Below are 24,680 nucleotides of genomic sequence, written 5' to 3' on the forward strand. Positions count from 1 at the left end.
TCATTTCAATGGCAGCGCGGTAGTGTATTTTATCTCTTCCATCGCAAAGCTCGAAGTCACATCCAGCAATCCTGGAACCCCGTTCACTAAACGTTTATAGAAGGCATCATAGGTTTTCATATCAGCCACCTGAATGCGCAGCAGATAATCGTATTCTCCGGCCATACGATAACAGCCCATCACCTCGGGCATCGCCTGCACCACCTCAACAAATTGCTGATACCAGATGCTGCTGTGCTGCTGGGTTTTGATCAGCATAAAGGCGGTCAATGACAGATCGAGTTTATCGGCATCAAGCAACGCGACCCGGCCGCGAATATAGCCTTCATCTTCCAGCCTTTTCAACCGTTTCCAGCAGGGCGTGGTGGTCAGATGCACCGCATCGGCCAGCGCCTGCAGCGATAACGTGCAGTCCTGCTGCAGCAGCGCTAACAGCTTGAGGTCAGTTTTATCTGTCATTGCCGATTTCCGGAGAATAATTTTCTCTTAAGGGGGCATTTTACAGGAAAGAGAGTAAACCTTTTTTCCGATTAATGCCGTACTCTTTAACAAATTTTGCCGGGGAAAGAACATGTCAGATTTATGGGTATCGCACGCTATTAAAGAGATCAATGCCGACATTCAACGTTCAGCCGATACGCATTTGATCCGCCTGCCGCTGGCAGCCTATCCCGGCATCTGGCTGTATCTGAAAGACGAGAGCACGCATCCCAGCGGCAGCCTTAAGCACCGCCTGGCGCGTTCGCTGTTTTTGTATGGCTTATGCAACGGCTGGATAAAAGAAGGTACGCCAATTATCGAGGCTTCTTCGGGAAGCACTGCGGTTTCTGAAGCCTACTTCGCGCGGTTGTTGGGGCTGCCTTTTATTGCCGTTATGCCCGCCACCACGGCAAAACGTAAGGTAGAGCAGATCACTTTCTACGGCGGCCGTTGCCATTTCGTCAGCGATCCCTGTCAGATGTATGCTGAATCCGAGCGGCTGGCCCGTGAGCTGAACGGCCACTTTATGGACCAGTTTACCTATGCCGAACGGGCCACTGACTGGCGCGGTAATAACAATATCGCCGACAGCATTTTCCAGCAGATGCAGAACGAACCCTTCCCGGTGCCCGAAAGCATCGTGATGAGCGCAGGCACCGGCGGCACCTCGGCAACCATTGGACGCTATTTGCGCTATCAGGGACATGCTACCCAACTGACGGTGGTCGATCCTGAAAATTCAGTGTTTTACGATTACTGGCATCAGCGGGATAAAACCCTGCGCAATACCACCGGCGGAAAAATTGAAGGAATTGGCCGTCCGCGCGTCGAACATTCTTTTATTGCAGATGTGGTGGATGAAATGATCCGCGTGCCGGATGCCGCCAGCATTGCCACCATGCTCTGGCTGGAAAAACAGCTCGGCCGTAAGCCTGGCGCGTCAACCGGCTCCAACGTGTGGGGCGCGTTGCAGATAGCCAGCAGAATGGCAGAAGAGCAGCGTACAGGCGCCATCGTCACGCTGTTGTGTGACAGCGGTGAACGCTATCTGGACAGCTATTACAATTCGGAGTGGGTCGCGAAAAACATCGGCGATATTACGCCATGGCAGAACATGCTTAACTAAAACGCCGGGCTTTCCCGCCCGGCAAACATCAGCGTTAAACGCCGGACCTCCCTGTCCGGCATAATGACCTCAATATTCGGGGGAATAAGCGAGGTTTGGGGTGGAAAGCCAGTGATTGAGGTAATGCGACACGCCCTGCGTTTCACAATGTCCGATAACCGGTAAATGCGGCAGTAAGGCTTTCAACTGACTCATCGCATTACCCATAATGAATCCGCGCCCGACCGTTTCCAGCATCTCACGATCGTTCATGGCATCGCCAAACGCCATGCACTCTGCCAGCGTAAAACCCAGCGAAGACGAAAGAGAAGCCAACGCAGTGCCTTTGTTGCAGCCTGGCGGCAGGACTTCAAGACAATCACGCGCAGAGAAACAGATGTGAGCACGGTCGCCCAGCGCATCTTTTAACTGCCCCTGAAGCTGGCAAAGCTCGTCGTGCTCGGCGATAAAACAGATTTTCGTGATCATATGTGACGGCAGGCGTTTCAGATCGGCAAGCTGATAGCGGAAACCGCTCATCTGATGCGCGTGAAGAATGTGCGGCACGTCGAACTCGGTTAACCAGCCATCATCATTAAAAACATGCAGGCTGGCGGTGGTGTCCCAGTGCGTATGAATGACCTCTTCCGCCACATCAGGCGACAGATCGCAGGCGGAAAGTAAGTTGCCCTGCTGATCGTGCACTCGCGTGCCATTGCCAGTGATCAGGTAGGCCTTCAATTTGAAATCCGCGATCAGCGGCTGCATTTCCAGCCAGTGGCGACCGGTCGCAAAGGTTAGTAGTACGCCCTTTTCATCCAGCGCACGCAGCGCCGTCAGAGTTCGTTCTCCCAGCTGATGGTCAGGCATCAGCAAGGTACCATCCATATCAAACGCCGCCAGACGAGCCATTATTTCTCCAGTGCCTGTTTTTTCATCGAGTGCTGAGTATCACCTGGTATTTACGGAACTAATAGTGAATACTTCTGAAAAAGTGTTCCGGGTTTAAGTCGATGCGCCAGTTAAACCGCCTCAATCAATATCAACGCCTGTGGCAGGCCAGCCTGGGCGAAACTCAGTTAACCAGCGTGGCGGAAATCGCCGGGCGCTGTATTTGCAGCGAGCGTCATGTACGCACGCTACTGGGCCAGTGGCAGTCGGCCGGCTGGTTGCGCTGGCAGGCCCAGTCCGGGCGAGGTAAACGCGGCGAGCTTGAATTCTTACAGTCTCCCGCTCAGCTCAGAGCCCTCCTTTTTCAGCAGCAGTTAGATCAGGGCTTGTCACATCAGGCGCTGGAACTGGTGCAGATCGCACCGGAACAGCTTAATCAGTTGCTCAAACCCTTTATGGGTGGTCAGTGGCTGGACGATCGTCCGACACTGCGTATTCCTTATTACCGTCCGTTGGAGCCGCTTAATCCCCTTGATATGCCAGGACGCGCGGAACAACACCTTGCCGGGCAGATTTTTTCCGGCCTGACGCGTTTTCAGGACGATCGCGTTGTCGCCGATCTGGCTCACCACTGGCAATGCAGTGAGAATGGCTTAAGCTGGTTCTTCTTTTTGCGTCCACAGCTTTACTGGCACAGCGGCGAGCGGGTGACATCGCTGCAGATCATGCAGCATCTGCAACGGATCATCGACAGCCCGGCCGGGGCAAAACAGTTATCCAGCGTAAAAGCCCTCTCTCTTCCTCAATCGATGTGCCTGCAAATCGATCTGCATCGCCCCGATTACTGGCTCACCTGGCGCCTGGCCACCGTGCTCTGCCTCCTGACGCATCCGGACGATCCTGCCATCGGATCAGGGCCGTGGAAATTGAGCCACTGGTCACCGGAGCTGGTCAGAATCGAAAATCACGAGCGCTATTATGGCAATCAGCCCTTAATGCAAATGGTGGAGTACTGGATCACGCCCCAGCTTTTCGACAAAAGCCTCGGCACCAGCTGCCGCCATCCGGTGCAGATAGCAATTGGTGAGCAACATGAGCTGTCGCTTTTACGCCCGGTCAGCCGTCGGATCAGCCTGGGATTTTGTTACCTGGCGTTGAAGCAGAACGGCGACCTTTCCCCCGTTCAGGCACAAAAAATACTGGCGCTGATCCGCAGTAAGAAGCTGATTGAAGAACTGCCTCTGGAGGAAGGTCTGATTACCCCGAGTCTGGAGATGCTGCCCGGCTGGCCAGTGCCAGACCTCAGCGCCCAGGAAGAAACGGACTTGCCCGCCACGCTGAACCTGCACTATCACCTGCCGGTGGAACTGCATGCGATGGCCGAAAAGCTGCAACAGGTGCTGGCGGAGGAAGGTTGCCAGCTAAGACTGCACTTTCATCCAGCGAAAAACTGGCAGGGGTATAGCGGTCTGGAAACGGCTGACATCATTATGGGCGATCGCCTGATTGGTGAAGCGCCGGCATTCACCCTGGAGAGTTGGCTAAAGCTGGATCCTCTCTGGCCGACGCTGCTGGGTGAGGTGACTCATCAGCAACTGCTGAACACGCTTGAAAAGATCCAGTGCAATAACATCGAAGCCGAGCGGCTGACCGGACTGCGACACGCTTTTCATCAGCTGATGGCAAAGTCGGTGATTACGCCACTGTTCAACTATCGTTATCAGGTGAGTGCCCCGCCGGACGTGGAAGATATCGCGTTAAATGCCTGGGGATGGTTTGATTTTTCCCGCGCGTGGATCCCGCCGCCGGTCGCCATTCCCTGAGCATAACTACCCTTCTGCCGCCACAGGCAGTACCATACGGCCTAACAGATGACTAAGGTGATAAAAAAATGAAACGTGCAGTAGTGGTTTTCAGCGGTGGACAGGATTCAACAACCTGTCTGATTCAGGCTCTGCAACAGTATGATGAGGTGCATTGCATCACCTTTGATTACGGCCAGCGCCATCGTGCGGAAATCGATATTGCCCGCGAGCTTTCACTTTCTTTGGGCGCACGCGCGCACAAAGTCCTCGATGTAACGATGTTAAATGAGCTGGCAGTCAGCAGCCTGACGCGTGAGAGCATCCCGGTGCCGGCGTACGATCCCGATGCCAGCGGCTTGCCGAGCACCTTCGTGCCGGGCCGTAATATCCTGTTCCTGACCCTCGCCTCCATTTATGCTTATCAGGTTGAGGCGGTAGCGGTGATCACGGGCGTCTGTGAGACCGATTTCTCCGGCTACCCAGACTGCCGCGATGAGTTTGTTAAGGCGCTGAACCATGCGATTGAACTCGGCATGGCAAGGTCTGTGCGCTTTGAAACGCCGCTGATGTGGCTGAACAAAGCTGAAACCTGGGCGCTGGCCGACTACTGGCAGCAACTGCCGCTGGTACGCAATGAAACGCTGACCTGCTACAACGGCGTAAAAGGCGACGGCTGTGGCGAATGCGCTGCCTGCCATCTTCGCGCGAAGGGCTTGAACGAGTATCAGGCCAACGGACAGGCGGTGATGGCCGAAATGAAACGCAAAACCGGCCTACGCTGACAGCATCTCTTCCATTCTTCTTTTCAGTTCTCCTTCCATCGGCTGCGCCTTTTGTGTGCGCAGATCGATGCAGACAAACGTCAGCGCGGCGTCGGCCACCACTTCACCCGCTGGGGCCAGCGTCACGGTCTGACCAATCACGCCACTTTTCCCGCCCAGCTGGAGCAACTTACTGTGGATGTCTAACACATCGCCCATCACCGCAGGCCGGCGATAATTAATGTTGATGTTGACCACCACAAACGCCAGTTGGTTCTCCTGCAGCCAGTTGAACGACTCCAGGCGTTCCAGCCACTCCCAACGGGCTTCCTCAAGGAACTCCAGATAGCGGGCATTATTGACGTGCTGGTAAACATCCAGATGATAGCCACGGACTTTTATGGTGGTGTGCATAGTTACGCTGCCCTTATAAAAAAGTAGAAGTCACCCAACTGGTATGACCTCTACAGGGTAGCAGCCGTTTCCGGGCTTCAGCAGATAATGCGTTAAAGTCGCGAGTTAAGTCACAATTTCAGCCGTGACACATTTCTCTCCACCAGCGCATTGCCCATGCCGGGCACTTCTTTCAGTTGTTCAATATCGGTAAACGCGCCGTACTGCTCGCGGTAATTGATAATGGCTTCGGCTTTTTTGAGCCCGACGCCATTCAATGCCGCGGCCAGTTGCTGGGCGGTAGCCTGATTCAGGCTTACCTTGTCGCTTGCAGTGGCCGTACTTTCCGTAGCGACCTGAGCAGACGCCGCCGATGTCGTTTCTGCCGCTTTTACCGGTATTGCAGTCAGGATGCCTGCGCTCATTGCGGTAAAAAAACATAACGCGATAAGTGGGTGTTTCATGCTGTATTCCTCCATGTGTGTGACAGCAACGTCACGTTACAGCGGAAGAATTCGGTAAACAAATGGCGGATTAGAGAAATGGAAAAGGCCGCGAAAGCGGCCTTTGGTATTGCATGTCGTTGCAGGAAATTTGCGAGGCTTATTGGGCCTGCGCGGCTGCACCGTATTTGATTTTGGCTTCTTTACGCAGGTTGCTCAGCATGGCTTCGAAGGTGATCTGCGCGTTGTTCTGCGTGATCCCCTGAACCATTGCCTTCTTCTGCGCGTCCGGCATTGAACCGCTACGCACCTGATCCAGCGCCACCAACAGCACGTTGCCTTCACCATCTTCACTGGTCGCGTAAGAAGGTTTGTCCTTCGCTGGCAGACTCATGGTGAATGCGGCCTGGGTTACGGCATCCTGACCGTTGCGGGTCAGCGTTTTCTGGCTGCCGAAGCTCAGGTTAGCGGCTTTCATCGCCTCATCACCCTTGCCTGCTTTCAGATCGGCCAACAGTTTATCCGCCTGCGCTTTCGCCTGAGCCTGCGCCTTCTGCGTTTTCAGCGTATCGGTGATCTGTGCCGTGACCTGATCCAGTGGTTTCACTGCTTCAGGCTTGTGCTCGCTAACACGCAGCACGAACGCACGATCGCCATCGACCGTGATGATGTCCGAGTTACTGCCTGGTGCGCCGTTCTCGCCGACTAAGCCGCCATTGAAGATAGCCTGCTCAACCTGCTTGAAGTTCAGCTCAGCAGGCGGATTATCATGGCTAAACCAGCCCGTTTCCACCGCCTTCACGCCAGCAGCCTGCTCTGCACCCGCCAGTGACTCATTGTCATTGGTGGCCGCATCGCTCACTTTCTGCTGCAGTTTGTAGTAAGCATCAATCGCTTTTTCCTGCTTCACTTTTGCAGCGATGTCGTCATGGACGGTAGCCAACGGCTTGATCTGCTGTGGCTGAACATCCGTCAGACGGGCAACGATGAAGCCGACAGACGACTTGATTACCCCTGACAGCTGACCTTTCTCTTTCAGGCCGGCATTTTTCAGTTCATCCGGCGTGGTGTCTGGCTCAAGCCAGCCCATGTCGCCACCGTTACGGGCAGAAATTGGGTCAGCAGATTTTTCTTTAGCCAGCGCGGCAAAGTCACCGCCTTTTTTCAGTGCATCCAGAGCCGACTGCGCTTCCGCTTCGGTTTTGGTCTGGATAATGCTGTATCGGCTACGCTGCGGCTGAGTGTAATCTGCCTGATGCTGATCGTACCAACTCTGGATATCAGCCTCGCTGGCGGTTTCCTGCATCGAAGCCGCATCTAACTTGATGTAGCTGACGCGGAACTGCTCAGGAGACATGAAGTTATTTTTGTTCTGCTCGTAGTAGTTTTTGATCTCTTCCGCGCTGACGGTCTGTTTAGCGGCCAGTGCCGCCACATTGATCGTCGCCTCGCGAACCAGACGCTCCTGAGAAACCAGCGCAGCCAGTGCGTCAGTTTCACCGGTCAGCATGAAATCGGTGTTGGTCACCGCAGCAATCAGCTGTTGGGTAGTCAACTGCTTACGCAGCGCTTCAGCGTACTGATCGGCGGTGAAGCCCATCTGATTGATCAGACCCAGGTATTTTGTATTATCAAACTTGCCGTTGGTCTGGAAAGCCGACTGGTTGAAAATCGCCTGTTTGATTTGATCATCGCTAATGGCCAGGCCGAGATCGTTGGCATAGCCGGTCAGAAGCGATTCATCGACCAGCTGAGACAGCGCCTGCTGGCGGATCTGCTGAATGTAGGCAGGGTTTCCGGCGAGCTGGGAGAACTGTTCGCCCAATTGCTGCTGCTGACGTGAACGTTCATTTGAGAAGGCGTTCTCAAGCTGTGCACGGCTGATTTCCTGTCCGTTAACCTTGGCGGCGTAATCTCCGTTACCACCGATCAGGTAGTTGCCCACCCCGGTCAAAACGAAAGACAGAATGATCAATGCCAATATAATTTTGAGCACGACATGGTTCGACGCCGCGCGTAAATTGTCCATCATGGTGTGACAACACTCCGCTGTAGTGTGAATGTAAACCCTTGCGCTTTCGTCCCGTCTTCCCGGGGACGCTCCACGCCGCTGCGTAGCAAACCGCACGCCACTATGACAACCGCAATTCGCAAATGTCATTGAAACATAAAAAAAGGCACATCAGTTTTTTTGATGTGCCCCGTATGGTACATGAGAACGCGAACACAATCCTCACTCTCCACCGAAGAAATTGCCTCAGTGGAAACATACCGCCATTAGTTAACGGCGTCTTTCAGCGCTTTACCGGCACGGAAGCCTGGTACTTTACCCGCTGGGATGGTGATTTCTTTACCGGTCTGTGGGTTACGGCCGGTACGCTCTGAGCGCTCACGCACGGAGAACGTGCCGAAGCCTACCAGCGCAACTTCATCGCCTTCTTTCAGTGAATCTGACACTGAGCCCATGAAAGCATCTAAAACACGTCCCGCTGCCGCTTTAGAAATGTCGGCGCTTGCAGCAATTTTGTCGATCAACTGTGACTTATTCACTCAATAATCCCCTCTTTTATTATTCACTTCGCAGTCGGGCTTCCCACCCGCGACGAACGCGCATCAATTATTTGGATTCAGTATTCCTGTCATGCCGGAAACGGCAACAGCCGTCATTGGCCCAACAGCACTCTAAATTAGCGGCACAAAAAAAAGCTGGCAAGTCCCAATTTGCTTGCCAGCCCGGCTTTTGGCCTGTTTTTGCCTTAAATCACTATTTTGCGGTCGCAACCTGCATGCCATAAGGGGCATTGACCAGCGCAAGTGTCAGGACTTCTTCGATGCGCTTCACCGGATGGATGTCCAGATCGGCGATAACGTTGTCCGGGATCTCTTCCAGATCGCGTTTGTTTTCGTCCGGGATCAACACCGTTTTGATACCACCACGGTGTGCTGCCAGCAGTTTCTCTTTCAGCCCACCAATTGGCAGAACCTGACCACGCAGAGTGATCTCACCGGTCATCGCCACATTGGCACGCACCGGGTTACCGGTCAGACAGGACACCAGCGCGGTACACATTGCTATACCCGCACTTGGACCATCTTTCGGCGTCGCGCCTTCCGGGACGTGAACGTGAATATCACGCTTCTCGTAGAAGTCACCGTTGATACCCAGTTTCTCAGCGCGGGCACGCACCACGGTCAACGCCGCCTGGATGGATTCCTGCATCACTTCGCCCAGTGAACCGGTATAGGTCAGTTTACCTTTACCCGGTACGCAAGCCGTTTCGATGGTCAGCAGATCGCCACCCACTTCCGTCCACGCCAGACCGGTTACCTGACCGACGCGGTTTTCGTTGTCCGCACGACCGTAGTCATAACGTTGAACGCCGAGGTAGTCTTTCAGGTTGTCAGCATTGATCAGAATATGCTTGATGGTTTTGTCCATCAGCAAGGTCTTCACCGCTTTACGGCACAGTTTGGACAGCTCGCGCTCAAGGCTACGCACACCCGCTTCACGCGTGTAGTAACGAATGATGCTGACGATGGCGCTGTCATCGACGGTGATTTCACTGTCTTTCAGGGCGTTACGCTCGATCTGCTTGGACAGCAAATGCTGCTTAGCAATGTTGAGCTTCTCGTCTTCGGTGTAACCCGACAGACGAATGACTTCCATACGGTCCAGCAGCGGCGCAGGAATGTTCATCGAGTTGGACGTTGCCACGAACATCACGTCGGAGAGATCGTAATCCACTTCCAGGTAATGATCGTTAAAGGCAATGTTCTGTTCCGGATCCAGCACTTCAAGCAGCGCTGAAGCAGGGTCGCCGCGCATGTCCGACGACATTTTGTCGATTTCATCCAGCAGGAACAGCGGGTTTTTAACGCCCACTTTGGCCATTTTCTGGATCAATTTGCCCGGCATAGAACCAATATAGGTACGGCGGTGACCGCGAATTTCCGCTTCATCACGCACGCCGCCCAGCGCCATACGGACATACTTACGGCCCGTCGCCTTGGCGATAGACTGGCCCAGTGAGGTTTTACCCACACCCGGAGGCCCAACCAGACAGAGGATTGGCCCTTTAATTTTGCTGACGCGGCTCTGTACTGCCAAATATTCCAGGATGCGGTCTTTCACGCGTTCCAGACCGAAGTGGTCGGTATCCAGCGTTTCCTGCGCCTTCACCAGGTCTTTTTTGACCTTGCTACGGGCATTCCACGGCACCTGAACCATCCAGTCGATATAACCGCGCACCACGGTCGCTTCCGCTGACATCGGAGACATCATTTTCAGCTTCTGCAGCTCGGCTTCGGTTTTATCACGCGCTTCTTTCGGCATTTTTGCCGCATCGATTTTGCGTTTCAGCGCTTCATTTTCGTCAGGCGCATCGTCCATTTCGCCCAGTTCTTTCTGAATAGCCTTCATCTGCTCGTTCAGATAGTACTCGCGCTGGCTTTTTTCCATCTGCTTTTTGACGCGATTGCGGATACGTTTTTCCACCTGGAGCAGATCGATCTCTGACTCCATCATCGCCATCAGATACTCCAGACGCTCATTGACGTCTGACATCTCAAGCACGGACTGTTTGTCGGCCAGTTTCAACGGCATATGTGCCGCAACGGTATCAGCCAGACGTGCAGCATCTTCAATGCTGTTCAACGAGGTCAGCACTTCAGGAGGGATTTTTTTATTCAGTTTGATATAGCCTTCAAACTGATTAATTGCGGTGCGCACCAGCACTTCCTGCTCGCGCTCATCGATTTCAGGGGACGCCAGGTATTCAGCCTGCGCGGTGAAATGGTCACCATTGTCCGCAAGCGTTGTGATATGCGCACGCTGCAGGCCTTCTACCAGCACTTTAACCGTACCGTCTGGCAGCTTGAGCATTTGCAGAATAGAGGCGACGGTCCCTACAGAAAAGAGATCGTTAATGCCAGGTTCATCCGTTGAAGCTTCTTTCTGGGCGACCAGCATGATTTTTTTATCATGATCCATGGCGGCTTCAAGGCAGCGAATCGATTTCTCACGACCGACAAACAACGGAATTACCATGTGCGGATAAACCACTACGTCACGCAACGGCAACACAGGGATTTCAATGCGTTCAGAACGCTCAGGATTCATAGAGCTCTCTCTTAGTTTAATTTCCGCCAGGGTGATGGGAACCGCAACAGACCACTAAAGTGCAGTTTTACCCACAGGTAGTTGAGTATATGGGGATGAATGTAAGACATTCAATGTTATCCGCGAGAGAAAAGCAAAAGGGGGAATAAATTCCCCCTTTTTATGATAACTGACTGGAAAGATGTGGTTATTTATTCACCAGAAGCTTGTTGAGCTTCCTGTTTTCCGTAGATCAGCATTGGCTCAGACTGGCCATCGATCACTGAATCGTCAATCACCACTTTTTCAACATCGTCCATTGAAGGGAGGTCATACATGGTATTCAGCAGCGCGCCCTCCACAATGGAACGCAGGCCACGGGCACCGGTTTTACGTGACATGGCTTTCTTGGCAATCGCCGTCAGCGCTTCTTCACGGAATTCCAGGTCCACACCTTCAAGATTGAACAACGCCTGATACTGCTTGGTCAGGGCGTTTTTCGGCTCACGCAGGATCTGAATCAGCGCTTCTTCACTCAGCTCGCTCAGGGTTGCCACAACTGGCAGACGACCGATGAATTCTGGGATCAGACCGAATTTGATCAAATCTTCTGGCTCAACCTGCTCCAGCAGCTGACCTTCAGTGGCTTTCTCTGCCGTGCCCTTCACGGTGGCACCAAAGCCAATCCCCGTACCGGTGTCTACGCGCTGAGAAATTACCTTGTCCAGCCCGGCGAAAGCACCGCCACAGATAAACAGGATCTTGGAGGTATCAACCTGCAGGAACTCTTGCTGTGGATGCTTACGTCCGCCCTGAGGTGGCACCGCCGCCACAGTGCCTTCAATCAGCTTCAACAGCGCCTGCTGTACACCTTCGCCCGAAACATCACGGGTAATGGAAGGGTTGTCAGATTTACGGGAAATCTTGTCGATTTCATCGATATAAACAATGCCGCGCTGTGCTTTCTGCACGTCATAGTCACATTTCTGCAGCAGTTTCTGAATGATGTTTTCGACGTCTTCACCAACATAACCGGCTTCGGTCAGCGTGGTGGCATCCGCCATGGTGAACGGCACATCCAGCAGGCGAGCCAGGGTTTCCGCCAGCAGCGTTTTACCGCTACCGGTAGGCCCGATCAGCAAAATGTTACTTTTGCCAAGCTCAATGCCATTACTGGTGTCACCGTTGCGCAGGCGTTTATAGTGGTTATAGACCGCTACGGCCAGCACTTTTTTCGCCCGTTCCTGGCCGATAACGTAATCGTCGAGGTGATGGCGGATTTCATGCGGCGTCGGCAGTGCGCTACGTTCACGATGCGGCGCAACTTCTTTAATCTCTTCGCGAATGATGTCATTGCATAGATCGACACACTCATCGCAGACATACACTGACGGGCCGGCAATCAGCTTGCGCACTTCATGCTGGCTTTTGCCGCAGAAAGAGCAGTACAGCAGCTTTCCTGAACCGTCTTTGCGCTTCTCAGTCATCAGTTAACCTCTTCTGTTATCTTCGTCCGCACTGTGTTGCGGCGATGATGCCGCCTTGCGGCACCCTCATTCGTTGCTCTAGCCCATCCATAACTATAGACGACAGATGGGCATCAGGCTTACGTGCGATGCGTCAGAACGGAATCTACCAACCCATACTCTACAGCTTCGCTCGCTGACAGGAAACGGTCACGTTCCGTGTCTCTCTCGATTTCTTCAAGAGTTTTGCCCGTATGTTCTGCCATCAGCTCGTTCATACGCGCTTTCACTTTCAGAATTTCGCGCGCGTGGATTTCAATGTCAGTTGCCTGACCCTGATATCCGCCCAGCGGCTGGTGGATCATCACGCGAGAATTCGGCAGCGCATAACGCTTGCCTTTGGTCCCTGCGGTCAGCAGGAATGCACCCATTGAACAGGCCTGGCCCATACAAATGGTGCTGACGTCTGGCTTGATGAACTTCATGGTGTCATAGATCGACATCCCTGCAGTGATCACACCGCCAGGAGAGTTGATATAAAGGTGGATGTCTTTTTCCGGGTTCTCAGCTTCCAGAAACAGCATCTGAGCGACGATCAGGTTCGCCATATGATCTTCAACCTGTCCGGTCAGGAAAATAATACGTTCCTTGAGCAGGCGGGAAAAGATGTCGTAAGAACGCTCTCCGCGAGAGGTTTGTTCGACCACCATCGGCACTAAAGCCATATGAGGTGCAGTTTGTTCACGTTCGCCACTGTATGACATTACCGTCTCCTGGATAAATTTCATTTGGCAACACTCCGTACCGATTCTACTTGAGAGCGATCCGGAACACTATGTTTCCATTACATTCCCCACACTGACCGGGGACAATCAAGACAGGACTCAGTACGCCATAATAGTCTATTTGGGGATGTTGCCCCGCTGATTCAAGCATAACAACGTTTTTATCAACTGCTAACCAGGAAAAACAGCTTAGTTGATATTTTGCCGGTTTAATGAGCGAATAAGCGTACTAAGGCACGTCCGGGCAACGGATAAAAGCAAAAAGCCCGCAGTCATCATAACTGCGGGCTTTTATTTAGCTTACAGAATCAATGGATCAGGCAGGTTGCGCCTGGTTCATCAGTTCCTGGAAGTTAGTGGCCTTCTCGGTCACTTTGGCTTTCTCCAGCACAGCTTCCACTGCCTGTTCTTCCAACGCAACGTTACGCATGTTGTTCATCAGCTCGTTATTCTTGCTGTAGAACTCAACCACTTCTGATGGATCTTCGTAAGCAGAAGCCATCTCTTCGATCAGCTCTTTCACACGGTCTTCATCAGCTTTCAGCTCGTGGGTACGAATCACTTCGCCCAGCAGCAAGCCAACAACAACGCGGCGTTTAGCCTGCTCTTCAAACAGTTCACGAGGCAGCTCGAAAGCTTGCTTCTCGTTACCGCCAAAGCGCTGTGCAGCCTGGCGACGCAGCACGTCGATTTCACCATCGATCAGTGCAACTGGCACATCGATGTCGTTCGCGCTGACCAGACCGTCGATAGCCTGAGTTTTCACACGGTTACGCACGGCGCCTTTCAGCTCGCGCTCCATGTTTTTACGCACTTCAGCACGCAGACCGTCTACTGAACCATCTTCAACGCCGAAACGTTTGATGAACTCAGCAGTGAATTCTGGCAGCTCACGCTCTTCAACTTTCTTCAGGACGATTTCAAACTTCGCTGCTTTCCCTTTCAGGTTTTCAGCGTGGTAATCTTCCGGGAAGTTTACGTCGATAGTGAAGGTTTCGCCCGCTTTGTGGCCAACAACGCCTTCTTCGAAGCCTGGGATCATGCGACCCTGGCCCATTGCCAGTACGAAGTCAGACGCTTTGCCGCCTTCGAACTCTTCGCCGTCTACAGAACCGCTGAAGTCTACAGTGGCACGGTCTTCAGCTTCTGCTGCGCGGTCAGTTTCTTTCCAGGTGGCCTGCTGCTTGCGCAGGGTGTCCAGCATGGTGTCAACGTCAGCGTCAGTCACTTCAACAACCGGTTTTTCAACTTCGATTGCGTCCAGACCTTTCAGCTCAACTTCCGGGTACACTTCAAACTCAACAGCGAAGGTGAAGTCTTCACCTTCTTTGTATTCGCCTGGCACGTATTTCGGTGCGCCAGCCGGATTGATCTTCTCTTTGATGATGGCGTCAACGAAGTTGCGCTGCATCAGTTCGCCCAGAACGTCCTGGCGAACAGAGGCACCGTAGCGCTGTGCTACGACAGTCATCGGCACTTTCCCTTTGCGGAAACCGTCGATACGTACCTTTTTAGATACGCTGACCAGCTCACTTTTCACCGCGTTTTCGATCACATCTTTAGCAACGGTAATCGTAACGCGACGGCCCAGGCCCTGAGTTGTTTCTACTGAAGCTTGCATCTTATTACCTCAAAAAATCACGTGCTCGGTCAACTTCAGACCCTCTCTGCTCCGCAAGAAACAGAGTGAGACTAAGAACCGGGATGGCCTCTGGTGTCAGAATCGTAGTCGCTGTACCAAAAGGGTCCCGAAGATATTCCGGAAAAAAATAGACGCAGCATTATAGCGACAACGTTTAAGCGAGTCGAGGCTGCTCAACCCTGACATTTCGCTAACTTCGTAGCTTTTCTCTCATAAATGGCAGAAAACGGGGGGGCGCTGGGGATTTAACGTCAGAAATGACAAAGCGGCCCGTAAGCCGCCCTGGTTGAAAAGTGCACTATCAGGCAAGCGTTCCCGCTCCGCGACAGTTGGGTGAGGATGGAACGGTGTCCTGTAACCCCTCCCACTCCTTAACGGTATAGGTATGTAGAGCCAGCGCGTGAACGCTTCCAGCCAGTTCTGCTGCCAGCGCACTATAAATAGTCCGGTGACGCATCAAGAAGCGCTGGTTGATAAAATGGTCGCTCACAATAACCACTTTAAAATGACTCTCTGCACCCGCTGGGACGTTATGACGATAGCTTTCGTCATGAACTTCCAGATGAACAGGCGCTAACGCCGTTCTTAACTTTTCTTCTATTACTTCGCGGATCATACCTGGACTCCTCTAAGACGGTGGCCCCATCTCTTTAAATATTAGCTGGTTTTTTACCAAACCCTGCTGGGTTCGCGAAAAATATCCGCCGTTTAATGCCCGCTACTGTGCATTTTCATCTTTGCTGCTGCAACCACTCCGTCATTATAAGGTCGAAGTTCCCGTGCCTGGCGTCAGCCTTAAAAGTGCAAGGCGATGAATTTACGCGCTATCGGGGCTTCCCCTTGTTACAGGCAATGCTATGATGACCGCAGTTTTGTCAGCACTACAACCTTCGTCATTGAGAAAATAAGCATGTTAAAAAAATTATTATTCCCTCTGCTGGCCGTGTTTATTCTGGCTGGCTGTGCAAGCAACAGCAACACACTCACCGTTTCTCCAAAAATTCAGCTGCCTCAGCAGGATCCAAGCCTGACCGGCATCACTGTTAGCATCAACGGCGCCGATCAGCGTAGCGATCAGGCACTGGCGAAAGTTAACCGCGACGGACAGCTGGTTACCCTGACCCCTTCACGCGATCTGCGCTTCCTGCTGCAGGAAACGCTGGAGAAGCAGATGGGTGCTCGTGGTTACATGATCGGTCCTAATGGCGCCGTTGACCTGCAGATCATTGTGAATAACCTGTATGCCGACGTTACCGAAGGTAATGTCCGCTACAGCATCACCACGAAAGCCGATATCTCGATTGTTGCCACCGCGAAAAACGGCAACAAGCAAGTGAAGAACTACCGCCAGACATACAGTGTTGAAGGCGCCTTCTCAGCCACCAACGCTAAAATCACTAACGCGGTTAACTCCACGTTGAGCGACGTGATTTCTGATATGGCTCAGGACACCAGCATCCACGAGTTTATCAAGCAAAACGCCCGTTAATTGGCCAGTGCCCGTCGGGACCCCGGCGGGCTTTGTTTTAAGGTTCGTATGCCCAGCCATTACCTCCAGATTTTTACCCAACGAAATGCCGCCCTTCTTCTGCTCCTTGGCTTTGCCTCCGGTCTGCCGCTTGCGCTGACATCGGGAACGCTGCAAGCCTGGATGGCCGTCGAAAACGTCGATATCAAAACGATAGGCTTCTTCTCTCTGGTCGGGCAGGCCTACGTCTTCAAATTCCTCTGGTCTCCATTAATGGACCGTTACACGCCGCCGTTTTTAGGCCGTCGTCGTGGCTGGTTACTGGTGACGCAGATCCTGTTAATTGTCGGGATTGCCCTGATGGGATTTATGGATCCCTCACGCAATCTGACCCTGCTGGCAGCTCTCGCGGTGTTGGTTGCCTTCTGTTCCGCCTCGCAGGATATTGTCTTTGATGCCTGGAAAACCGATGTGCTGCCCGCCGAAGAACGCGGGAGCGGTGCGGCGATCAGCGTCCTTGGTTATCGTCTGGCGATGCTGGTGTCAGGCGGACTGGCGCTATGGCTTGCAGACCGATATCTCGGATGGCAGGCGATCTGGTGGCTGATGGCGGCGATGATGGTGCCTGGGGTAATCGCCACGCTGTTAGCGAAAGAGCCCAGCGATCCGGTTGCCCGCCCTCACAGCCTTGAAGAAGCGGTCATTGCCCCGCTGCGCGACTTCTTTAACCGCAACAATGCCTGGCTAATCCTCTCTCTGATTGTCCTGTATAAGCTGGGTGATGCGTTTGCTGCCAGCCTGACCACCATTTTTCTGATCCGTGGCGTTGGCTTTGATGCCGGCGACGTTGGGCTGGTGAATAAAACCCTCGGGTTGATTGCCACGATAATTGGCGCGCTCTACGGCGGCGTACTGATGCAGCGCCTGAGCCTGTTCCGGGCGCTGATGCTGTTTGGCATCCTGCAGGCGGTATCAAACCTTGCGTACTGGATTCTGGCCGTCACCGACAAACATCTTTACAGCATGGCAGCGGCCGTGTTTGTTGAGAATCTGTGTGGCGGTATGGGCACCGCCGCCTTTGTGGCGCTGCTGATGACGCTGTGTAATAAGTCATTCTCCGCCACGCAGTTTGCCCTGCTCTCCGCGTTGTCCGCGGTTGGCCGGGTGTATGTTGGCCCGGTGGCAGGATGGTTTGTTGAGAGCTGGGGCTGGCCGACGTTTTATGCCTTCTCAGTGGTGGCGGCCCTGCCCGGTTTGCTACTGCTGGCGGGATGCCGAACCACGCTGGAACATGCGCAAACCCATCAGTCGTTTTTACCGCGTACCCGCTTTGCTTCCGGATATAAATGGGCATTACGCGCCTTAAAATTGGGTTCGGCGTTGGTAGTTACAGGGCTGATTTTGCTGGCATTACGCGCAACAAATCTGCTGGATGTGGGCTCAATCATTAGCGTTCTGTTTGAATCAGGGGCCATTCTGGCGCTGTTGGGCATCGTCATCGGCAGTTTGTTAGACTTCGTCGCTCAGCGCCCGGCAATACAGCAAAGGTAAAGTTATGTTGGCTCTGGCAAAAAATAACGCTTCGGGCCGGCACAAACATTTAACAATACCGCTCTTTTTAGCGGGCGAAAAAACGGCGGCACCGTTCGAAAAGCCGCCTTTTTTTAACAATTAGTGCATTGTCACATTTTCCCGCCTTCCGTTATTTCCTAAAAGGTTTTCACCTTTACATTTCTCTGCCACAGACTATTAAAACCCGGTGCGTTATTATTATTGTATAAATTAATTCACACAAATGATGCGGGTATGTTAAATAATTGAGTGCCAATTTCGCTGTTTATAGCAGAGACCTGTTAAAAAACGCGGTTATCATTGGTTTTTGTTATATTAGAGGCAAACCCTTGCTGGCATTCATAATTTGTCACCTTCGGCAACATCTGTGACTGTGTTTGCAAAAGGTGTCAACACGGCGCTGACACAAGATGTTGCTGGTTTACAGTACTGAAACGTTCCCGTAAAATGCCGCCACACTTAAACGACAATAGAGCCCTTGTCATTGAGGTCGTTAAATGAGACTCAGGAAATACAATAAAAGTTTGGGGATTTTGTCATTAATTGCAGGCACTTTATTGTTAAGTGGCTGTGATAGTGCATTGTTGAATCCCAAAGGACAGGTTGCACTGGAGCAACGTTCGCTGATACTGACAGCCTTCGGCTTGATGATGATCGTCGTTATTCCCGCAGTCTTGATGGCAGTGGTGTTCGCCTGGAAATATCGGGCATCCAATACCAATGCAAAATACAGCCCTAACTGGTCACACTCTAATAAAGTGGAAGCCGTGGTGTGGACTGTTCCCATTTTGATCATTATCTTCCTTGCGATCCTGACGTGGAAATCTACCCACGCGCTTGATCCAAGCAAGCCTTTGGTTTCCGATGTGAAGCCGATTGAGATTGATGTGGTTGCATTGGACTGGAAATGGCTGTTCATTTACCCGGAACAGGGTATTGCAACAGTTAACCAAATCGCATTCCCTGCGAATACGCCGGTCAGCTTCAAGATCACCTCTAACTCCGTTATGAACTCCTTCTTTATTCCTACCCTCGGTAGCCAGATTTACGCTATGGCGGGCATGCAGACTAAACTGCATCTGATTGCGAATGAACCAGGCACGTTTGACGGTATCTCCTCCAACTTCAGTGGTCGCGGCTTCTCTGGTATGAAGTTCAAAGCGATTGCCACTCCTGATAATGCATCATTCGATCAGTGGGTAGCAAAAGTGAAAGACTCATCCAATACGCTGACAACCATGGATGACTTCGAGAAACTGGCAGCGCCAAGCGAAAACCATCCGGTTGAGTTCTTCTCTACCGCAAATCCTGAATTGTTCAAGCAAGTGATTGGAAAATTCAAGATGAGCCACGGGAAAATGGACATGTCAGGACACGAAGGCATGGACATGAACGAAGCCCCTAAAGCGGGAGCCGAGGAATAATACGATGTTGGGAAAATTAACCCTTGATGCAGTACCGTATCACGAACCGATTATCGTGATTACGGTCGCCGCCATCATTCTTGGTGGTCTGGCAGTCGCTGGAGCAATCACTTATTTCGGTAAGTGGCAATACCTGTGGTCCGAGTGGCTGACGTCTGTCGACCATAAAAAACTCGGTATCATGTATATCATTGTGGCCTTCGTCATGCTGCTGCGCGGTTTTGCCGATGCGGTGATGATGCGTAGCCAGCAGGTACTGGCTTCGGCCGGCGAGGCAGGGTTCTTACCGCCTCATCACTACGACCAGATCTTCACCGCTCACGGCGTGATCATGATCTTCTTCGTAGCGATGCCATTTGTTATCGGTCTGATGAACATTGCTGTTCCTCTGCAGATCGGTGCGCGCGATGTGGCCTTCCCGTTCCTGAACAACCTGAGCTTCTGGTTCACGGCTGTCGGTGTGGTGCTGGTTAACCTGTCACTGGGTGTGGGCGAGTTTGCTCAGACCGGTTGGCTGGCTTATCCTCCGCTTTCCGGCGCTGAGTACAGTCCGGGGGTCGGTGTTGACTACTGGATATGGAGTCTTCAGCTGTCGGGGATCGGTACGACATTAACAGGTATTAACTTCTTCGTTACTATCCTGAAAATGCGTGCACCTGGCATGACCATGTTCAAGATGCCTGTCTTCACCTGGGCGTCGCTGTGTACTAACGTTCTGATTATCGCTTCCTTCCCGGTTCTGACCGTGACGCTGGCGTTGCTGACCCTGGATCGTTATCTGGGCTTCCATTTCTTCACCAATGAAATGGGCGGCAACATGATGATGTACGTAAACCTGATTTGGGTTTGGGGACATCCGGAAGTGTATATCCTGGTTCTGCCGGTCTTCGGTGTGTTCTCCGAAGTGGTAGCAACCTTCTCTAAAAAGCGCCTGTTTGGTTACACCTCACTGGTTTGGGCAACGATTGTAATTACTATCCTGTCCTTCATCGTGTGGCTGCACCACTTCTTCACCATGGGCGCGGGCGCGAACGTTAACGCCTTCTTCGGTATTATGACGATGATTATCGCCATTCCTACCGGCGTTAAAATCTTCAACTGGCTGTTCACCATGTACCAGGGCCGCATTCAGATGCACTCTGCGATGTTGTGGACCGTTGGCTTCCTGGTCACCTTCTCTGTCGGTGGTATGACCGGTGTTCTGCTGGCGTTGCCGGGTGCTGACTTCGTGCTGCACAACAGTCTCTTCCTGATTGCTCACTTCCATAACGTGATTATCGGTGGTGTGGTATTCGGTTGCTTCGCAGGTGTGACTTACTGGTTCCCTAAAGCGTTCGGCTTCTGCCTGAACGAAAAATGGGGCATCCGCGCCTTCTGGTTCTGGATTATTGGTTTCTTCGTTGCCTTTATGCCGCTGTACGCATTGGGCTTCATGGGGATGACCCGTCGTCTGAGCCAGGATATCGATCCACAGTTCCACCCACTGCTGGTTGTAGCAGCGTTTGGTGCTGCGCTGATCGCGTGTGGTGTGCTGTGCCAAATCACTCAGTTCTGGGTCTCGGTACGTGACCGTGAGCAGCTGCGTGATGTGACCGGCGATCCATGGGGCGGCCGTACGCTGGAGTGGGCAACCTCTTCACCACCACCGTTCTACAACTTTGCTGAAGTGCCTGTTATCCACGAGCGCGATGCGTTCTGGGAAATGAAGGAAAAAGGCGAAGCGTACAAACAGCCTGCGCACTACGAAGAGATCCACATGCCGAAGAACAGCGGCGCTGGTGTGGTGATCGGTGCATTCAGCCTGGTGTTTGGTTTCGCAGCTATCTGGCACATCTGGTGGCTGGTAGGTCTGTCGTTCCTCGGTATGATCTTAACCTGGATCATCAAGAGCTTTGACGAAGACGTTGATTATTACGTTCCCGTTGCCGAGATCGAAAAAATCGAGAATCAGCACTTTGACGAAATTAGCAAAGCAGGTCTGAAAAATGTCGACTGAAACTCTGACTAAGCACCACGACGCCCATGCGGAGCATGGGCATCACGATGCAGGAGCCAATAAAGTCTTTGGCTTCTGGATCTACCTGATGAGCGACTGCATCATCTTTGCCACCCTGTTTGCAACCTTCGGTGTGATGGTTAACAGCACCGCGGGTGGCCCGGCTGGTAAAGATATTTTCGAACTGCCGTTCGTTCTTGGTGAAACCGCCCTGCTTCTGTTGAGCTCCATTACCTATGGTTTTGCAGTTATCAGCATGAACAAAGGCAGCAAAGGCTCAGTGATTAGCTGGCTGATGCTGACTTTCCTGTTCGGTGCCGGTTTCATCGCGATGGAAATCTATGAATTCCATCACCTGATTATGGAAGGGTTTGGTCCGCAGCGCAGTGGCTTCCTGTCAGCGTTCTTCACGCTGGTTGGGACACACGGTCTGCACGTAACCTCTGGCCTGATCTGGATGGCGGTACTGATGTACCAAGTCTCCAAACGTGGTCTGACGCCAACTAACCGTACCCGTATCCTGTGTCTGAGCCTGTTCTGGCACTTCCTGGATGTGGTATGGATTTGTGTATTCACCATTGTCTACCTGATGGGAGCCATGTAATGAGTCATTCTACGAACGAACATGGTGCCTCACACGGTAGCGTGAAGTCTTATATGATCGGCTTTATTCTGTCGATCATTCTGACGGCAATCCCTTTCTGGATGGTGATGGACGGCGGCGCTTCAAAAGCGACCATCTTGGGTGTGGTGATTGTGTGTGCGATTGTCCAGGTGCTGGTGCATCTGGTCTACTTCCTGCACTTAAACACTTCCTCTGAAGAAAGATGGAACCTGGTGGCAATTGTGTTCTCTGCAATTATCATCTTGATAGTAGTTGTTGGCTCGCTGTGGATCATGTGGAACCTCAACTACAACATGATGGCCAACTAACCGAGTTACCCGTGATGATTAAGCAATACCTGCAAGTAACGAAACCAGGAATTATTTTCGGAAATTTAATTTCTGTGATTGGGGGGTTTCTGCTGGCCTCGAAAGGCAGCATCGACTATCCCCTGTTTCTCTCCACCTTAGTCGGCGTTTCGCTGGTGGTCGCGTCAGGTTGTGTTTATAACAACTTTATCGACCGTGACATCGACGTAAAAATGGAGAGGACCAGAAATCGAGTGCTGGTTAAAGGCCTCATTTCTCCGACAGTCTCTCTGGTTTATGCAACCGTTCTGGGTATTGCTGGATTCGCGTTGTTGTATTTCGGAGCAAATCCGCTGGCCATGTGGCTGGCGGTGATGGGCTTTGTGGTTTATGTCGGCGTTTACAGCCTGTACATGAAACGCAATTCTGTGTACGGCACGTTGATTGGTAGTCTTTCTGGCGCTGCGCCGCCGGTAATTGGCTACTGTGCCGTCACCAGCCATTTCGATGCGGGTGCCTTGATCCTGCTGGCTATCTTTAGCCTGTGGCAGATGCCGCATTCATATGCGATTGCGATCTTCCGCTTTAAAGATTACCAGGCAGCGAATATCCCGGTTCTGCCGGTGGTAAAAGGCATCTCCGTGGCAAAAAACCATATTACGATGTACATCATCGCCTTTATGGTTGCCACACTGATGCTGACGCTGGGCGGTTATGCCGGCTACAAGTATCTGGTGGTTGCTGCGGCAGTCAGCGTGTGGTGGTTGGGGATGGCGCTTTCAGGCTACAAAACGCAGAACGATCGCGTTTGGGCCCGTAAGCTGTTTGTCTTCTCTATCGTCGCCATTACCGCACTGAGCGTTATGATGTCGGTCGATTTCATGGCTCCGGCCTCGAAAGACCTGCTGACGATGGTCAGGTAACACAGACCTCATCATAAAGGGCGCGATTATCGCGCCCTTTCTTTTTGTTACCACTTCGCGACAAGTATTATTTTACCCACCCTCCCCCGCCGCCTAAAATACGTCGACCAGATAAACTGAGGTAGTAATGAACGATAATAAAATGACTCCAGTCGAGTTGCGTGCGACATGGGGTTTGGGGACGGTATTTTCCCTGCGTATGTTGGGAATGTTTATGGTATTGCCCGTCCTGACCACTTACGGCATGGCATTGCAGGGAGCAAGTGAAGCACTGATTGGACTTGCCATTGGCATCTACGGTTTAGCGCAAGCCGTTTTCCAAATCCCCTTCGGATTATTGTCGGACCGTATTGGCCGCAAACCGTTAATCGTCGGTGGACTCCTGATTTTCGTTCTCGGCAGCATCATTGCCGCGAGCACCACGTCCATCTGGGGAGTGATCCTGGGCCGTGCATTGCAGGGTTCCGGCGCGATTGCCGCCGCGGTGATGGCGTTGCTTTCCGATTTAACCCGTGAACAGAACCGCACCAAAGCGATGGCCTTTATTGGTATCAGCTTCGGCGTGACCTTTGCCATTGCGATGGTGCTGGGACCGATCATTACCCATGCTCTTGGCCTGCATGCGCTGTTCTGGATGATTGCCTGTCTGGCAACCTTAGGCATTGTGATCACCCTGTGGGTGGTGCCGTCGACGCCGAACCATATTCTGAACCGCGAATCGGGCATGGTGAAAGGCACCTTCAAAGCCGTGCTGACCAATCCGCGCCTGGTGAAGCTGAACTTTGGCATCCTGTGCCTGCATATTTTGCTGATGTCGAGCTTCGTCGCCCTGCCGGGTGAGTTTGAGCGCGCAGGTTTCCCTGCTGAGCAGCACTGGAAAGTCTATCTGGTCACCATGCTGGTCGCTTTCTGCGGCGTGATCCCGTTTATCATTTACGCGGAAGTGAAGCGTCGCATGAAGCGGGTATTTGTCAGCTGTGTTGCCCTGATGCTGATTGCAGAGATTGTGCTGTGGGGTGCGGGAAGTAATTTCTGGACGCTGGTAGTCGGTGTGCAGCTGTTCTTTATTGGCTTTAACCTGATGGAAGCCATTTTACCGTCGCTGATCAGTAAAGAGTCACCTCCGGGTTATAAAGGCACCGCAATGGGCCTGTATTCCACCAGCCAGTTTTTAGGCGTGGCAATTGGCGGCAGCATGGGCGGTTGGGTATTCGGTCATTTTGATGCGCAATCGGTGTTCGTGGTCGGCAGCCTGGTGGCGGCGATCTGGCTGCTGGTGAGCTGTACGATGAAAGAACCGCCGTATGTCAGCAGCTTACGCATCATGTTAGATGACAGTACCTTAGACAAGAGCGTGCTGGAGCAGCGTCTTAAAGCGCAACCGGGCGTAGCCGCGGTGTTTATTGTGCCGGAAGAGAAAAGTGCTTACGTGAAGATCGACAGCAAGGTGACCAACCGCGCAGAGATCGAAAAGCTGATCGCCGAAGCGGCCTGATCGAAGCAAATAACCAGCCAG

Annotated in this window: 22 protein-coding genes; 11 read left to right on the forward strand and 11 right to left on the reverse strand. The window is 52.5% G+C overall.

Annotation, left to right across the window (positions count from 1 at the left end):
• Nucleotides 1-459, reverse strand: coding sequence for an Lrp/AsnC family transcriptional regulator (locus AC1UKS_RS16620; protein ID WP_265909910.1), 459 nt, complete (start codon nt 457-459; stop codon nt 1-3).
• A gap of 112 nt (nt 460-571) precedes the next feature.
• On the opposite strand from AC1UKS_RS16620, the gene AC1UKS_RS16625 reads away from it, so the two are divergent.
• The gene (locus tag AC1UKS_RS16625; RefSeq protein WP_482434591.1) at nt 572-1,606 is read left to right on the forward strand and encodes a PLP-dependent cysteine synthase family protein; all 1,035 of its coding nucleotides are present in this window, start codon (nt 572-574) and stop codon (nt 1,604-1,606) included.
• A gap of 69 nt (nt 1,607-1,675) precedes the next feature.
• Here the strand turns inward: AC1UKS_RS16625 and cof are convergent, their stop codons facing one another.
• Nucleotides 1,676-2,497 carry an HMP-PP phosphatase gene (gene cof / locus AC1UKS_RS16630; RefSeq protein WP_482434592.1) on the reverse strand — a complete coding sequence of 274 codons (822 nt, stop codon included), beginning with the start codon at nt 2,495-2,497 and terminating at the stop codon, nt 1,676-1,678.
• Nucleotides 2,498-2,598: 101 nt separating this feature from the next.
• On the opposite strand from cof, the gene AC1UKS_RS16635 reads away from it, so the two are divergent.
• Complete coding sequence (locus tag AC1UKS_RS16635; RefSeq protein ID WP_482434593.1) at nt 2,599-4,299, forward strand: SgrR family transcriptional regulator; 1,701 nt, start codon at nt 2,599-2,601, stop codon at nt 4,297-4,299.
• Between the two features lie 68 nt (nt 4,300-4,367).
• Nucleotides 4,368-5,063, forward strand: coding sequence for a 7-cyano-7-deazaguanine synthase QueC (queC, locus tag AC1UKS_RS16640; protein WP_482434594.1), 696 nt, complete (start codon nt 4,368-4,370; stop codon nt 5,061-5,063).
• On the opposite strand, the gene AC1UKS_RS16645 is transcribed toward queC, so the two are convergent.
• From AC1UKS_RS16645 to bolA, 9 genes are all read right to left on the reverse strand, one after another.
• Entirely contained in the window at nt 5,055-5,456 is a 402-nt protein-coding gene (locus tag AC1UKS_RS16645) for an acyl-CoA thioesterase (RefSeq protein ID WP_013201045.1), read from the reverse strand. The two genes, queC and AC1UKS_RS16645, sit on opposite strands and share 9 nt — an antisense overlap.
• Nucleotides 5,457-5,566: 110 nt before the next feature.
• Entirely contained in the window at nt 5,567-5,899 is a 333-nt protein-coding gene (locus tag AC1UKS_RS16650; protein WP_482434595.1) for a helix-hairpin-helix domain-containing protein, read from the reverse strand.
• A 139-nt stretch (nt 5,900-6,038) separates the two neighbouring features.
• Complete coding sequence (gene ppiD / locus AC1UKS_RS16655) at nt 6,039-7,910, reverse strand: peptidylprolyl isomerase (RefSeq protein WP_482434596.1); 1,872 nt, start codon at nt 7,908-7,910, stop codon at nt 6,039-6,041.
• Between the two features lie 245 nt (nt 7,911-8,155).
• The gene (gene hupB, locus AC1UKS_RS16660; RefSeq protein WP_013201042.1) at nt 8,156-8,428 is read right to left on the reverse strand and encodes a nucleoid-associated protein HU-beta; all 273 of its coding nucleotides are present in this window, start codon (nt 8,426-8,428) and stop codon (nt 8,156-8,158) included.
• 214 nt (nt 8,429-8,642) lie between these two features.
• Entirely contained in the window at nt 8,643-10,997 is a 2,355-nt protein-coding gene (gene lon / locus AC1UKS_RS16665) for an endopeptidase La (protein WP_013201041.1), read from the reverse strand.
• Between the two features lie 191 nt (nt 10,998-11,188).
• Nucleotides 11,189-12,463 (reverse strand): ATP-dependent protease ATP-binding subunit ClpX, encoded by a 1,275-nt coding sequence (gene clpX / locus AC1UKS_RS16670; protein WP_013201040.1) that lies wholly within the window; start codon nt 12,461-12,463, stop codon nt 11,189-11,191.
• A 119-nt stretch (nt 12,464-12,582) separates the two neighbouring features.
• On the reverse strand, nt 12,583-13,206 hold the full coding sequence (gene clpP, locus AC1UKS_RS16675; protein ID WP_041691925.1) for an ATP-dependent Clp endopeptidase proteolytic subunit ClpP: 624 nt from the start codon (nt 13,204-13,206) through the stop codon (nt 12,583-12,585).
• 337 nt (nt 13,207-13,543) lie between these two features.
• Complete coding sequence (tig, locus tag AC1UKS_RS16680) at nt 13,544-14,848, reverse strand: trigger factor (RefSeq protein WP_013201038.1); 1,305 nt, start codon at nt 14,846-14,848, stop codon at nt 13,544-13,546.
• Nucleotides 14,849-15,170: 322 nt separating this feature from the next.
• The gene (gene bolA, locus AC1UKS_RS16685; protein WP_482434597.1) at nt 15,171-15,485 is read right to left on the reverse strand and encodes a transcriptional regulator BolA; all 315 of its coding nucleotides are present in this window, start codon (nt 15,483-15,485) and stop codon (nt 15,171-15,173) included.
• A gap of 294 nt (nt 15,486-15,779) precedes the next feature.
• Between bolA and AC1UKS_RS16690 the strand changes: the two genes are divergently transcribed.
• The 8 genes from AC1UKS_RS16690 (at nt 15,780) to AC1UKS_RS16725 (ending at nt 24,659) form a co-directional block, all read left to right on the forward strand.
• Nucleotides 15,780-16,358 (forward strand): lipoprotein, encoded by a 579-nt coding sequence (locus tag AC1UKS_RS16690; RefSeq protein ID WP_105759623.1) that lies wholly within the window; start codon nt 15,780-15,782, stop codon nt 16,356-16,358.
• Nucleotides 16,359-16,406: 48 nt separating this feature from the next.
• Complete coding sequence (ampG, locus tag AC1UKS_RS16695) at nt 16,407-17,888, forward strand: muropeptide MFS transporter AmpG (RefSeq protein ID WP_482434598.1); 1,482 nt, start codon at nt 16,407-16,409, stop codon at nt 17,886-17,888.
• A gap of 518 nt (nt 17,889-18,406) precedes the next feature.
• Nucleotides 18,407-19,333, forward strand: coding sequence for a cytochrome o ubiquinol oxidase subunit II (gene cyoA, locus AC1UKS_RS16700; RefSeq protein ID WP_013201034.1), 927 nt, complete (start codon nt 18,407-18,409; stop codon nt 19,331-19,333).
• 4 nt (nt 19,334-19,337) lie between these two features.
• On the forward strand, nt 19,338-21,329 hold the full coding sequence (cyoB, locus tag AC1UKS_RS16705; RefSeq protein ID WP_053141830.1) for a cytochrome o ubiquinol oxidase subunit I: 1,992 nt from the start codon (nt 19,338-19,340) through the stop codon (nt 21,327-21,329).
• On the forward strand, nt 21,319-21,933 hold the full coding sequence (locus AC1UKS_RS16710) for a cytochrome o ubiquinol oxidase subunit III (RefSeq protein ID WP_013201032.1): 615 nt from the start codon (nt 21,319-21,321) through the stop codon (nt 21,931-21,933). The genes cyoB and AC1UKS_RS16710 overlap by 11 nt, the downstream gene beginning before the upstream one ends.
• Nucleotides 21,933-22,262 (forward strand): cytochrome o ubiquinol oxidase subunit IV, encoded by a 330-nt coding sequence (locus tag AC1UKS_RS16715; protein ID WP_013201031.1) that lies wholly within the window; start codon nt 21,933-21,935, stop codon nt 22,260-22,262. Before AC1UKS_RS16710 ends, AC1UKS_RS16715 begins: the two co-directional genes overlap by 1 nt.
• A gap of 14 nt (nt 22,263-22,276) precedes the next feature.
• On the forward strand, nt 22,277-23,164 hold the full coding sequence (gene cyoE, locus AC1UKS_RS16720) for a heme o synthase (RefSeq protein ID WP_013201030.1): 888 nt from the start codon (nt 22,277-22,279) through the stop codon (nt 23,162-23,164).
• 127 nt (nt 23,165-23,291) lie between these two features.
• Nucleotides 23,292-24,659: an MFS transporter gene (locus AC1UKS_RS16725; protein ID WP_482434599.1), complete on the forward strand. Its 1,368-nt coding sequence runs from the start codon at nt 23,292-23,294 to the stop codon at nt 24,657-24,659.
• Nucleotides 24,660-24,680: the final 21 nt, after the last annotated feature.

This window comes from Erwinia sp. AK-PDG3-5 (assembly GCF_056821705.1).